Origin of the sequence: Allomuricauda sp. CAU 1633 (assembly GCF_017313225.1) — a bacterium.
Lineage (GTDB): Bacteria > Bacteroidota > Bacteroidia > Flavobacteriales > Flavobacteriaceae > Flagellimonas.
This window is the reverse complement of the sequence record NZ_JAFLNE010000002.1, coordinates 760,644-775,728: the sequence shown is the minus strand read 5'-3', so window position 1 is coordinate 775,728 and position 15,085 is coordinate 760,644. Positions and strand designations below refer to the sequence as shown.

Annotated in this window: 8 protein-coding genes; 6 read left to right on the top strand and 2 right to left on the bottom strand. The window is 43.5% G+C overall.

Annotated features, from left to right (window positions below; all coding sequences use genetic code 11):
- The first annotated feature begins 176 nt into the window (after window positions 1–176).
- The 6 genes from J0X14_RS08325 (at window position 177) to J0X14_RS08300 (ending at window position 12,041) form a co-directional block, all read left to right on the top strand.
- Window positions 177–6,809, top strand: coding sequence for a gliding motility-associated C-terminal domain-containing protein (locus J0X14_RS08325; protein ID WP_207097295.1), 6,633 nt, complete (start codon window positions 177–179; stop codon window positions 6,807–6,809).
- Between the two features lie 34 nt (window positions 6,810–6,843).
- Entirely contained in the window at window positions 6,844–7,731 is an 888-nt protein-coding gene (locus J0X14_RS08320) for a type IX secretion system membrane protein PorP/SprF (RefSeq protein WP_207097294.1), read from the top strand.
- 183 nt (window positions 7,732–7,914) lie between these two features.
- On the top strand, window positions 7,915–9,024 hold the full coding sequence (locus J0X14_RS08315) for a DUF2911 domain-containing protein (protein ID WP_207097293.1): 1,110 nt from the start codon (window positions 7,915–7,917) through the stop codon (window positions 9,022–9,024).
- Between the two features lie 23 nt (window positions 9,025–9,047).
- Window positions 9,048–10,169 carry a hypothetical protein gene (locus tag J0X14_RS08310; RefSeq protein WP_207097292.1) on the top strand — a complete coding sequence of 374 codons (1,122 nt, stop codon included), beginning with the start codon at window positions 9,048–9,050 and terminating at the stop codon, window positions 10,167–10,169.
- A 213-nt stretch (window positions 10,170–10,382) separates the two neighbouring features.
- Window positions 10,383–11,411, top strand: coding sequence for a helix-turn-helix domain-containing protein (locus tag J0X14_RS08305; RefSeq protein ID WP_207097291.1), 1,029 nt, complete (start codon window positions 10,383–10,385; stop codon window positions 11,409–11,411).
- Between the two features lie 87 nt (window positions 11,412–11,498).
- On the top strand, window positions 11,499–12,041 hold the full coding sequence (locus tag J0X14_RS08300) for a hypothetical protein (RefSeq protein ID WP_207097290.1): 543 nt from the start codon (window positions 11,499–11,501) through the stop codon (window positions 12,039–12,041).
- A gap of 82 nt (window positions 12,042–12,123) precedes the next feature.
- Here J0X14_RS08300 and J0X14_RS08295 read toward each other — a convergent pair whose 3' ends face one another.
- On the bottom strand, window positions 12,124–12,750 hold the full coding sequence (locus J0X14_RS08295; protein ID WP_207097289.1) for a hypothetical protein: 627 nt from the start codon (window positions 12,748–12,750) through the stop codon (window positions 12,124–12,126).
- Between the two features lie 116 nt (window positions 12,751–12,866).
- Window positions 12,867–15,026, bottom strand: coding sequence for a TonB-dependent receptor (locus J0X14_RS08290; RefSeq protein ID WP_207097288.1), 2,160 nt, complete (start codon window positions 15,024–15,026; stop codon window positions 12,867–12,869).
- Between the last annotated feature and the right edge of the window lie 59 nt (window positions 15,027–15,085).

Here is a 15,085-nt window from a genome sequence, read left to right as displayed (position 1 = left end):
ATTTTATGATATAGCGTTACTAGAGTCCCTTCCAAAATTTTTCAAGCTTTTCAGGGTGCCTCAATACATCTGGGGCCAAATTCAAAATAACCGCTGTCTGGTGGCATGACCTTGCTATGCCATTTCTCAAACTAAATAAAAACCAAAAACCAATAGATACCAAAAGTCTACGACCAATGCGCAACCAAAAACCATCAATTTTCTTTTTCGTCCTATTGTTTTTATGTGTAGGAAAAAGTTTTGCACAACTTAGCGATTTACACTATTTGCCACCATTGAAACAACGCGCCACTACAGGTGCAGTTGATGTTCAATCCGTTTATCTGTCCACCCCGTCCACAACAGCTTTTAATGTGGATGTGTATGTGGGAACCAGTGCTACGCCGGTTACCACCATCTCCATTTCCAATACATCACCTGGTGAGTATAGTTTGACCAGTGGAAACAATGACATTACCATGGTTAGCGATACCAATACGGGTATTGTCCTTGCCAATAGTGGTCTTCGGTTTGAATCTGAAAACGGGGAAGATTTTTATGTGAACTATAGAGCCTATAGTGGATCGCAGGCAACATCCCTGACCAGTAAAGGTCGGGCCGCTATGGGAACAGAATTTCGTTGGGGAGGTATTCCGCAATCACGATCCGGAAACGTCAATAACACAACAACTTTGGGAATCATGGCCACTGAGGATAATACTTCGGTGACCATTTCCGGTTATGACCCCGACAGTGAATTCCGTTTGGGTTCCGATGCAGGTGGTATCACGGATAACACTTTGACCATAAATTTGGATGCCAATGAAAGTTATGTAGTTGAGGCCGTGGTGGACCAAACCGATGCCAACCTAGAGGGTTGGTTGGGTGCCTTGGTATCTTCTGATAAAGATATTGTAATAAGTAATGGTGGTTTAAATTACTCCGTACTTTCCACTTCCGAACTTAGGGATGCTGGCATAGACCAACCCGTCCCTGTTGATTTATTGGGAAAAGAATACATTTTTGTGCGCGGTAATGGCGGTGATACCTTGGAATTCGCCATTATCCTAGCCACGGAAAACGATACCGATATCTACGTGGGCAGCAGTGGAACTCCTGCCGCTACTATTGACGCCGGGGAATACTACAGGGTGGATGGAACAAACTACTCTGGGACTTCGGCGGGGTCCAATATGTATGTGAGGACTTCAAAAAACGCCTATGCCTACCAAAACATTGCCGGGACCACATCTGCAGCCAATATCGGAATGAACTTTATTGCTCCCGTTAGTTGTTTGCTTCCAGATGCTTTGGACAACATCAGTGATATTACCAATATTGCTGGCCTAAGTTTTACCTCAGGAATTACCATTATCGCATCAACAGCATCAGCCGATAATGATATCGTAGTTACCGATGGAACAGGAGTGGTGACCAAACCTGCTTCGCAAGCAGTTCCGGGCAATTCAGATTGGAAAACGTTCTACATGAGCGGGCTTAGCGGTAATGTTGAAGTTACCTCAACCTCGTCAATTGCTGTAGGTTTTTTTGGATATGTAGGCGATCGAAGTGTGGCCGGGTATTTTTCCGGTTTTGACAATGTTTCTGATGTAAATGTGTCCGTAACTGGAGATGTGTGTCTTCCAGGAGCAAGCCTTGCGGTTACCAATTCGGGGGATTACCAATCTTTTCAATGGTTTTTCAATGGCGAAGAAATTGTAGGAGCCACTTCAGATACCTATAACCCTACAGAAGCAGGAGACTATTTCGTAAGGGTGTCCAAAAGTAATTGTGATTATGATTCCCAGACCACCTCGGTCTACTACTGCAACCCAGATGTATATGTTCGAAAAACGGCAGACACCAACAGTATTGACGATGGGGATACCGTGAATTTTACCATTCGGGTACAGAACCTAGGAAATGCGCCCGTTACCAATTTAGTGGTTACCGATGCGCTTCCAGCAGGATTAACTTTAGTGGATGCTACACCTTCAACCGGTAGTTGGTCCAGCCCTAATTGGACAATTGGTACTCTCGCTAGTGGAGCAGTTCAGACCTTGATCATTGAAGCCACTGCAGATTATGTGGTGGGTAACGATGGTAGTTCCAATAATATCACCAACACGGTAAGTCATACCCAAGACCAAACGGATAGCAATGCCACTACGGATGATTTAAGCGAAACCATTCAGGTAACCAACAACACCTTATTGAACCTTCCGGCTTTCACCAGTGCCAATACAGTCAATTTTGCTGAAAATGGTACGGGCACGGTATTAAATGTTGATGCCAACAACGGAGATGGGGGCAGCAGTGATGCCGGTATCACCTATAGTTTGGCTTCGGGAGGTGATAACGACCTCTTTTCCATAGATGCTAGCACGGGTGAATTAACTTTTCAATCCGCTCCTGACTTTGAAAGTCCCAATGATGCCAACACGGACAACAACTATCAGATTACTGTAACAGCATTGGATAGTGATGGAAGCTCGAACCAATTGATTACGGTATCGGTCACTAATTTAGATGATACGGTAACCATAACTGATTTCTCTCCTAAAGCTGCGGGCAATGGCGAAACGATAACCATTTCGGGAAGTAACTTCACAGGTACAACCTCAGTGCAATTCGGTGGAACCGCTGCCGCAAGTTTCAATGTAGATTCGGACAATCAGATTACGGCTGTGGTAGGTGCGGGCTCCTCAGGAGACCTTACGGTCATTAATCCCTTAGGGAATGCTACAGCCACCGATTTTGTTTTTATAAATCTTCTCCAGGAAGATGGGTCTCCAACACAGTGGGCCCATACCGATGGGGATTATGGGTTTTATTATGACATCCCCAATCCAGTATACTTTAAAGCCCCTGAGGGTATGTACATTCAATTGGTGACCGAAGAATATGGAAGCTTCCATACCATTGAATCAGGATTGAACGAGATACCTGATGTTGAAGAATATTTAAAATCGGTCGGGCTCAATGTAGACGCCAAAGGCTGGGGTGGGATTTTTTATAAACACAGTGATGGTTCCAACGGCTGCTGCGATTGGAGCTATTGGGTAAAGCAACACTATGCCATAGCCTATCGATTGCCCCCGACCATAGACTCATTTACACCAAATTCGGTACTTAAAGATGATACGGTCACCATTACGGGAACCAATTTTTTGGGAACTACATCAGTTACTTTTGGAGGGGTTGATGCAACATCTTTTACCATAGATTCCGCAACGCAGATAACTGCCACAGTTGGAACTGGGGCTTCGGGAGATGTCGCGGTGACTACTTCTGGCGGAACAGGGACCCTGAGTGGTTTTACACATAATTTCATCCCCGTATTCACTGATCCCACAGCTCCTTTCGAAGTATCTTTTGAAGAAAACAACACAGCTTCAGCGGCTAACATTGACGCCAATGATGGTGCGGGAAGCCCATCGGATGCAGAAATAACTTATGCATTAGCGGCAGGAGGAGACAATGATTTGTTCAATATAGATGAGGCATCTGGAATACTCACATTTATCAACCCACCGGATTATGAGAATCCGACGGATGCCAATACAGACAATACCTATGAAGTTTCCATTACAGCCACAGCCAGTGGAGGGGACAATTCAATGGACCTTGATGTCATGGTCACCGATAAGGACGAGATTGCACCTAATGGCTATAATGTTGAAATTGATCAAGATTTCATCAACCCCGACAATGAGGCCGCAGTGTCCTTCACTTTTACCGATGCAGAAGTGGGAGCTACCTATGACTATACGTTCAGCAGTGACGGTGGCGGAACCGATGTTACCGGAACGGGCACCATTACTACAGCTACCGATCAAATTTCAAGCATAGACCTTAGTGGTCTGGGAGACGGAACGATCACCCTATCAGTCACCCTTACTGATGATAGCAACAATGAAGGAAATCCTGCGACTGACGATATTGAAAAAGACACCACAGCACCTAATGGATATACCGTTGTCATCAATCAAAATCCAATTGATGCAGACAATGAAAATGCAGCCAGTTTCACCTTTGCTGATGCTGAAGTGGGTGCCACTTACGACTATACCTTCAGTAGCGACGGGGGCGGGACCGATGTCACTGGAACGGGCACCATTGCCACGGCCACCGATCAAATTTCAAGCATAGACCTCAGCGGTCTGGAAGATGGCACCATCACCTTATCGGTCACCCTTACCGATGATAGCAACAATGAAGGAAATCCCGCTTCAGATGACACCACTAAGGATACCGATTCTGATGGGGATGGAATCAAAAATAATGTGGACAACTGCCCTTCCATCTCTAATAACAATCAATTGGATACCGACTCTGATGGGGAAGGGGATGTGTGCGATATCGATGACGATGGTGACGGCACCCCCGATGTAGATGATGCCTTCCCGTTGGATGATTCCGAAGATACTGACACCGATGGTGATGGAATCGGTAACAATACCGATACAGATGACGATAATGACTTGCTTTTGGATGGTGAGGATCCCAATCCTTTAGTGGATACGCAGACCACCACTCCAGCTATGACTTTACCAGCCACCGATGGCACATCTTACGATAATCTTACGATTAATTATTACGTACCCGAAGCACCACTGGCCAATAGTGTACGATTGATTTTTGAATCAGTCGAAGATGTAAATAGCCCCATTACACTTCAATTGCAAGATCCAGTCGCGAATGACATAAATACATTTGACATTGATGCCAAGAACCTTGCTTCCGCCTCAGAAGTGGTTTCAGCGAGCAGTAGTTCTTTGGTAAATGGTGCTGCCTATGATATCACTTTGGTTTATCAAGATGCATTGGGCAATGACCCAGCGGAGGTGACAAATACCAATCATACCATCATTACCGATCTTGAGTTCACCTACATCACGATAACCTCGGACAATGCCTCTCCAGAACTGGCTAGGCAGGGTGACCGTATCTCGGTGGAGTTTGGTTTCAACAGGGCTGTGAATCAAGTGGCTCTTTCCATTCTTGGTGCGACCATAATGTTCGATGACAGTGCTCTCATTGGTGAAAATACCTACTTGGGATATATAGAGGTCAACGATGCCATGTCAGAAGGCCCGGTTGGATTCACTCTAACCGCGAACCCATCAACCGATAATTTAGTGGCCTCGACTACTACGGATGGTAGTTCTGTGACCATCGATACCACAGGGCCTCAGCCCAGCTTGGTGATTGATGAATCGCTCTATTTAGAACCTTTTACCATTCAGTTACAGTTCTCAGAACCGGTGTTTAACCTCGCGCCATATCCCGTAATGATTGCACCGGATGGCAACGGACAACCCATGGCAAACCTTGGGGCACTTCAAGAAGTAACCCCAGGATTAGTCTATAACATTACTGTTACCCCGCTGATACCTGGAGAATTGGTCTTTTTCAATGACAATTATGGTATTGCACGGGATGAAGCAGGCAATGACACCAAACCTTTGGGCTTTGTAAATGGCATGTATTACGACTTGGATTCCGACAACGATGGTATTGGGGACAGTACCGATACCGATGATGACAATGATGGCACTCCAGATAGTGAAGATGCCTTCCCATTCGATGATTCCGAACACACCGATACTGATGGTGATGGAACTGGTGACAATACAGATGATGATGATGACAATGATGGCACTCCAGATAGTGAAGACGCATTTCCACTGGATGATTCCGAGGATACCGATACTGATGGCGATGGCTCTGGAGATAATGCAGACGCCGATGACGACAATGATGGTACTCCTGATAGTGAAGATGACTTCCCATTGGATGGTTCCGAAGATACCGATACAGATGGTGATGGCCAGGGGGATAATGCGGATGACGACATTGATGGCGATGGAATTCCAAATGATGAGGATGTCTATCCCGATGGAGAAATTACAGATATGGACAACGACGGTGTTCCCGACGCTGAGGATGCCTTCCCTAACGACCCCAACGAGAGTGTAGACAGCGATGGCGATGGAACCGGCGACAATGCAGATGAAGATGACGACAATGATGGTACGCCAGACAGTGAAGATGCCTTCCCATTTGACGATTCCGAAGACACCGACACGGATGGGGATGGAACTGGGGACAATACAGATGATGATATTGATGGCGATGGAGTCCCAAATGATGAGGATGTCTATCCCAATGGGGAAATCATTGATACCGACAATGACGGCGTTCCCGATGCTGAGGATGCTTTCCCTAACGACCCCAACGAAAGCATGGACAGCGATGGGGATGGTCAAGGGGACAATGTCGATACGGATGACGATAACGACGGAACCCCCGATACCGAAGATGCCTTCCCGTGGGATGCTTCAGAGGATACCGACACCGATGGTGATGGGCAAGGCGACAACAGCGACCCTGATGATGACAATGATGGCACACCAGATAGTGAGGATGCCTTCCCTAAAGATTCCAGTGAGGATTCGGACAATGATGGTGATGGTATAGGGGACAATGGCGATGACGATGATGATAACGATGGTGTTCCGGATGGTGACGACGATTTCCCGATGGAAAGCGAACCGAGTATCATTCCAGCTCAAGCTTTCACGCCAAATGGCGATGGAAACAACGACACTTGGATTGTTCCAGGTATTGAAAACTACCCCAATAATGTGGTACGGGTTTTCAACCGCTACGGACATGAGGTATTTGCCACCCAATCCTATCACAATGACTGGGGCGGTATTTACAAGGAGAATCGTGAGAAACTCCCAGCGGGCTCCTATCTATACGTGATAGACTTGGGAGATGGGTCTGCCCCAATGGAAGGCTGGATATTTATCAATTACTAAAAACCGAAATCAACAAAATATCAAAATCAAACCAATGAAAACCGTTTTAACCACCATAGGAGTTCTCTTATTGACAATCACATCAAATGTGTTTGGACAACAGGACCCGCATTTCACCTTTTATAGGTACAATATGAACATCATAAACCCAGCCTATGTGGGCAGTTCAGAAGGTGCCGAGCTCGCTCTTGGGCTACGGAGTCAATGGGCTGGGGTTGAAGGTGCCCCTGAGAGCCAAAGTGCCCTTTTTGGAATGCCTATGGGTAAAAATGTGGGATTGGGCGTATCCATCCTTAACGATAAGACCTTTATTGAAAGTCAGACCTGGGTGGGTATTGATGTGTCGTATCACATCCAACTCAATGATGGCAATCTTCTTTATTTTGGACTGAAGGCAAGTGCCAATTCCTACGATGCCAACACCCAAGGCTTGGTCACTTATGGAGTTGGTCAAGATGGTTCCTTAATGAATTATGAAAGTAGGTTCACTCCCAATGTGGGCGCTGGGGTATATCTAAAAAATGAACGTTATTTCATATCCTTGTCGGCACCAAAATTGCTTTCTCCGGATAGGCTTCAGGAGCAGAATGGCAATGCCTTCTTGGGCACCGATAAAATCCACGGATACCTTTGCGGTGGATATGATTTTATCCTATCCAAAACCACCAATTTGCAAGCCATGGGCATGATTCGCTATGTAGAAGCCGCTCCCCTATCGTATGAGGTGACAGGAATAGTGGACTTTGGTCACAGATTTAGTTTTGGTTCCAGCTACCGATACGATGAAAGCATAAGCGGTCTTTTTATGTTCAATGTGGGAAGAGGATTCGATTTGGGCTACGCGTATGAAAATGCCCTTCAAAAACCTGTGGAAGGTATCGACAATGCCACTCATGAGCTTTTTATGCGATTAAAAATGTAGTTCATACAAGCAAAAACAACAGTAAATCTGTTTCATAAAAACATCTTTAAGGATGAAGATGAATAAGACCGATTTTGCATCCTGATAATTGGAACATTCTTATTCCAAATTTCTCCAGTTTTGCTAAATCGGGAATCGTAATGATGCCAATCCCCATACTTTTCCGAAAATTTAAAATGTAGTATGAGAAAAGTAGTATTCCCAATGTTGGTTTTGTTAGGTCAAATCGGTTTAGCGCAAAACAACCCCTTCCACACCCTTAATTTTCCAAGTCAAAGTCCACAGGTCATAGAAATGCAAAAACTTGGGGTAACGGAAATTGAAATCAATTACCACAGCCCTGCCCTCAATGAACGGGATGTTTGGAACGACCCCAATGTAATCCCACAAAATGGAGAGCCTATTGCATGGCGGGCGGGAGCGAATATGAACACCACTATCTCATTTAGTACAGATGTAATGATCAATGATCAACCCTTGAGCGCCGGGAAATATGGCTTTCATGTCATTCCAAAAGGAGATACCTATACTTTGCTGTTTGCCCATAACAATAATCAATGGGGCAGCTACTACCTCGATGTGGAGAATGATGTATCGTTGAGCATTGCTATTGAAGCTGAATCTTGCCCAAAGACCGAGCAATTGGATTATGAATTTCTAAACAGGACCGAAAATAGCGTAGTGGTTGGTTTGGAATGGGGTGAACAAAGATTACCATTTACGGTGAGCGTTGATTTGAACACAACGGTGGTTGAAAGCTTTAGGAATGAGCTCAGAGGTTTAAATACGTATCGCTGGGAAGCATGGAACGATGCCGCGAACTGGTGCCTTCAACATAACACCAACCTTGAGGAAGCTTTGGAGTGGGCGGACCGTTCCATAAATGGTGGATTTCATGGATTTGCGGCCAACAAGAACCTTTCAAATTTACAGACCAAAGCCCGGTTGCTTCAAAAGTTGGACAAAACCGACGCCCTAAAAGAAACCGTAGCTGATGCGCTTAGCATGGATGCTCCGGCTTACGACCTCAACGGATTCAGTATTTTTCTGTTGCGAAATGGCTTGTACAATGAGGCATTGTCCATGACTGATCATGCCTTGGAACTACATCCCAACACATGGTTTTTACAACTGAACGCTGCCATTGCGCAATATTTTGCCAAGAAAAAGAGTCGTAAGACCACTACACTCTTGGAAAATGCCCTTGCCAATGCTCCAGAAGGTTTTAAACCTAGGGTCAAAGAAATTTCAGAAGAAATAGAGAATGGTACATTTACCTTGGGTCAAGGATAACAATACATTGAGATAGCACTAGGATGAAATCCCGTCTTTTTTCCCATAAGACAGTACAAATCAGTGTAGGTGTGTTTATCCTGCTTTCAGTATCATGTAAAATCGAAACCAAGGCAGAAAAAGAAATCATTGAACACCAACAAAAGTATTTTTCCAAGCTTACAGGAATCATTTCCCCTTATATGGACTACAATCCAAGGGGTGAAATGCATAAGGACAGTATAAAAGATCGGTCCCATTACCAGTTCAGCTATGATGCCAATGGCAGGGTTTTGGAAATTGAATACTTCAATAAACAGGGCAAGAGCAATGATAGCTACTTTGGAATGCATAAGGTAGTTTACTCCTATTTTCCAGATAGCCTTGTTAGAAGATATTATGATGCTGAAGGACAAAAGGGGAACATGAGTAGGCATTATTACGGAGGTGGCAACATCCACAAAGAGAAATTTTCCACAGATTCCAAGGGTCTTAAAAGTGCTTTAGCCCTAAAAGACACTTCCAACATATCCGTCGCCAATGGTTTTGGAACCTTTAGATATTCATGGATTACAAATGCTGATGGGTCTTTTGAGCAAAATCAATATAAGAAAGATGGTAGTCGAAACATACTGACCGAATACTTTCCTTTCCACAAATCTTTGATTACAGTTGATGACAAAGGGCATCTCCACAGCATTACCAATCTGGATACGATAAACAACTCGGCTCAATTGAACCATGCGGCCGGCTATGCCAAGGTAATCTTTGACTTTGATGCCTATGGAAATGAAATGGGATGGGAATTCCAAGATTTAGATGGGAACTTGGCCAATAGAAAGTCGGTTTTTGCGATGGAGCACGACTATGCCAAAGTGGTCTATGACTTTACATGGAAGAATAAAAAATTGGGGGAATCTTCAGCTTTTAGCATGAACTTTTTGGATACCGATGGAAACCCTACTGTAAGCAATGAAGGCATACACCAAACAAGTTATCAATTCAATGGAAAACAGGACATTACTCTAATGGAATTCTATGGAGAAAATCAGGAACGAGTAGTTCACCCTGCCAACGGTTATCATAAAATCCTAGTTTCATATGACTCTGATGGAAACAGAACCGGAGTAATTAGGATGGACGCCCAAGAAAAAATTATTGAATAATCCCATTTTCTGTTTCAATTGCCTTAGAATGTTTCTTACAGGCCCAATACTGTAATAAACCTCCCCAAACAGCACATTAACACTTTTCTTTTTGATTTAACAGTAATACCCAGTATTTTAGAATACTTTGCCAATTGTTGGGTCAAGATTGTTAAAGTTTGTAACAAATGGATGAAGTTAGGGTCTCATTCAATTAAAACCTGGGCATTATAGATGGAAAATTCACCCATGCAAATTTGGATCGTCGCGTTCTGTACCTTGGCTATTTTGAATAGTCTTTTCTTGATGGTTCTATTGGTCAAAAAAAGGCCGTACAAATCATCTGCAGATGTATTGTTGGCTCTTTTGTTGCTGGCCCTATCACTTCGGGTGAGCAAATCCATCTTTTATTACGTATATCCTGATATTTCATTTTTTGCCATTTCTGTTGGATTGATGGGGAAATTGGCCATTGGGCCATTGCTATACCTCTATATGAAAGTAAGCCATTCCAAAATGAAACTGGCTTGGACGGATGCCTTACACTTTGCCCCATCCTTGATTGCCATTACTACGGGTTGGGCCATGGGCATCAATGAACTTGTCTTGGGGTACTGGTCCGGTACGATCATCTTGGGAGCCTACCTCGCTGCGTCATGGAAAAAACAGTACTCCAGAAAGGAGTCCAATCAATCCAGTACTGCATCCATTACCACTTCCTTTATGGTTGGAGTAAGCATTATCTGGGCAACTTTTGTGTTTCAAATTTTCTCCACGGGGATTGAAATGTACACCCTTGGAACCCTCATGGCTTCCTTGGTATTGTACGGGCTAATTTTTAAACTTGCTGTTTTCACGGTAAAAAAATCCAAAACAAATGGAAACAAAGCTTCCTTGTCCCGTCAAAAAATGGAAAAGGTCAGACACTTGATCGAACAGCACTTTACAAATGAGAAAGTTTATCTCGATTCAAACATCAACCTCAACGAATTCTCCAAATCCATTGAGCAACCTGCCTATGTTGTTTCCCACACCATCAACCACGTGTACGGCAAAAAATTCCCGGAGTTTGTAAATTCCTATCGTATTAAAGAGGTAAAAAGCATTCTGTTGAACCAGGTCCTCGCCGATTACACCATTGAGGGGGTTGCCTACGAAGTAGGATTCAACACGCCTTCCGCTTTTTACAATGCATTCAAAAAAGAGACAGGGTGTTCTCCCAAAGAATTTATTGGAAAAGGAAAGGAATACAGTGTTCTTTGAAGGTTCATTCTTGCCTTAATCAGCAATCTCATTCAAAATCCATGATTCTTAACTATATATTTAAACCCCTATCAAATCCTATAACCAATGAGAATATCAACAACGTTATTGTTCCTATTATTTGCCGTAGTTGGAAGGTCACAAAATGTTGAAATTCCACAACAAATGAAAGACCTTCATTTTTTGGAGGGCACTTGGTCCCTTGAAAATTTTGAAAATAAACAAGGTGAAGGCTGGGTAAGCACAGGGGTATCCAACGCAACTATTGCTTTGGAACATGATGGAAGATTTATCAGCGAGCACGCTAAATACATTACTGGCTTTGGGGAAATCAACATGATCACCCACATTGGATTTGACAGCAGAATCAATAGCTACAAGCTTTCCGCCATGGATAAGGAATACGGATTGATGGACATTTACGTTGGTGAATGGGTGGACGAAAATCTGGTGTTTACCAATCTTCAATCAGATGAGCCCATACGAATGGAAGATAACCGGGAACTTTCCTTTAAATTATCGTATACCAATTTTGGTCCAAAAACTTTTACGCACTTGGTAGAGGGAACATTTGATAAGGGCCAGACATGGTTCCCTTTTTCCAAAAGTGTTTATACAAAAGATAATTAATCACCTTTTTCCTAAAGAAACACCATTGGGGTTTTAAGAGTACCCTGTTTGGCCCGCTGTTATTATTCTTATCAGTATTTGATTATGATTTACACTGTGCCAGCACCTGCTTGGCTCTATCCGCACCCCAATCTGGATAGAATGGTTCCTCTTTGGATTCCGCAGTGGCAAAAAGTTCCACAGCTCTTTCCACATCTTGGCAATAAGGTGTAATGTCTTTGCCAAAAAAGCGTGCTGACCCCATATCCCATTCTGCCTTGGAGAATATCACTCGGGGATTATTGGGTGCCAGTTGCAATGCTTCATTGTACAATTGTGCATTCTTACCCGATAAGGTCATCCCGTAGGTTTCCCCATCATACGCTATCCAAGCTGTGTTTATCAATGCCTCCAGAACCAATAGTTCTGGGTTTTCTGGGGATATGTTCTTGGCAACATCCGAAAATTCCTTGGCTTTTTCCAATTGCTGGGTCAATTTTGTTACGTCCTTCTCACCGAAAGAGGCCGTAGTATTCACAAGGGCTGCATAATAATACGGCAGCCAATTGTCCGGTTCAGCCATGGCAATGCGTTCAAAAAGATTGGAAGCTTCCGTTATCTTTTGTTCTCCCCAAAGCTGCATAGCTTTAGACATTCCTTCGGTGTAACGATCTTGTGCGGAGGCAGTAATGGATACTGCAATAAAAAGTGTGACGATTAGTTTTTTCATTTCTTTTGATTTTTAAATTCGTTTTATGAGTGATTTATTAGTGATTCAAAGATGCGGTGGCAACCCTTTTTTTAAAATCTTAGGTTACTGAGTTGTGAAGTTTTACGGATGAACTGTTACAAGTTGTCCAATTGATTGCTCTTTTTGTTGGTACTGATGGTCCAAAAGAACCCTACAAAAAAGAAACTATCCGCAGGAGGTGTAATGGCCCTCCGATTGTAAAAACCAGTACTGTCCGGAACATTGGCGTATTGGTAATTGCTTACGTTATTAAAGCTTAGGACATTGCTCACTGAAAAGTAAAGTATCTTCTGCTGGTCAATCAAATACGCCCAATTAAGGCTAAGGTTGTTATAGGTCTTAGTTTTTTCGGCCATAAACTCCTGGGTATTTGGGTTATCGTAGGGTCTACCTGAACCAAAGGAATACGAAAGCCCAACCTGTGATCGAAGTTCATTCACCCAGTACTTGGTAACCAATGAAAAATTGTGCTCTGGGGCAAAATTCGGAGTTGCAGCCTCTGCAAAATCGCGATAATCGCGTTCGGTGTTCAAATAGCTGTACGATGCCCAATAGTCCAGATTGTCTATACTCTTATTATCCCGCCAAAATACATCAATGCCTGCGGCATATCCCTTTCCTAAATTGGAGTAATTGGAATTGAATTCAGGAAATTGCGTGTCAAATTTTACTAAATCATCATAATCCTTATAATAGGCCTCCGCCCTAAAGGTCTTGCCATTATCGAGGTATTGGTAATTTAGGATGTAGTGCGAGGTTTTTTCCAAATCCAAGCTTTGGTCAAACTTGATGGACTCAGCCAATGGTTTTTGATAGAAATCACCATAAGCCAAAGAAAATTGACCTTTCTCACTAGATTTATAGGCCAATGACAATCGGGGGGAAATGGAAAACTGGTCCAATACATTGGAGTCTTCCGCCCTAACGCCCAATTTTACCGCAAATTTTTGGTTGAAAAAGATATCTCCTTCCAAAAAACCTGCTACCAATACATCATCATAGCCTCCATCAAAAGTAAATCCATCGACATCTTGATAGGTTTCATCATACTTCGTGCTGAACAGTTCAACCCCAGTATTCAATTCAAATCGGTTGGAAAATCCTTTTTTGGCTGCGATTTTTATGTGGGAATTGATCTCTTCAGAATCAACAGCATCTTCCATGATAGCAATCTCGTTTACATCGTTTGCCATACTAACTCCTGAAAAAATACTCCAATTGTTCTCAAAAAAATGCTTGTATGAGGTATTGAAATATAGATTTCGATTCTTCAGTTGAAACCGGATCAAGTCCTCAAAATTGATATCTTCTTGGGCAATGTCAAGGGCAGCATGATTAAATCCCGTATAAAATTTAAACATACTCCGGTCCCCTTTGACTCGAAATACACTCTCCCCCGAAATGGATTCGTAGGGGTCATTCCATTCCATTCCCTGGGTAGATGGAATCAACGCTTCGTATGGAGAAAGATTGATGTAGCTTGCATTTACACTCAAAGAAGTGTTGTCCCAAATCTCGGTATGCCCCACTCCCCCACCAACTGACATCACCGAAATATCTGTTTTTTCCTCATCAGGCACATCGGTGGTGTTCAACAAAAGAACGCTGGAAAGGGCCTGTCCATATTCAGCGGAATATCCTCCCGTACTAAACGTAATTCCCTTGAACAAAAATGGAGAAAAGCGGCCCCGGGTGGGAACATTGTTGGTAGTGGCATTGAATGGTTGGAACACCCGAAGTCCGTCAATAAAAACTTGGGTTTCCTCAGCACTTCCCCCTCGAACAAACAAACGTCCATCTTCATTGACCGTTGTGGTTCCGGGTAAGGTTTGTAAGGCCGCCACAAAGTCGCCTGCCGCCCCGGCTGTGGTAACAATGTCCAGAGGTTTTAGAACTGAGACTTTGGAATTGTCGCCAGCTTCAAAAGTTCCTGCCGATAGGGTTACGCCGCTCAACTGGTTAACAGCCTCAATCAATTTGATGTCAAGGTTTTTTAAATAGGAAACCTCCCCTATTTCATAATGTGGCTCGTAGGCCATCATGGAAATGACAAGGGTTTGTGTGCCGGTTTCGGAGGTTTGGAAACTAAAATTGCCCGTTTCATCTGTCGAGGACCCATCATAAGTACCTTCTAGGTAGACATTGGCCCCAACAATGGGATTGCCCGATGTGTCAACGACCTTGCCGCTGATGGTTTCTTGGGCTGAAGATGTCCATATTATGGCTGAAAATAGGACAAGTACAAAAAATTTCATTGCTGTTTGCTTTTTGGTTGATGCCCAAAAGTCATACAGCTAGTCAAAAAGCCACAAAA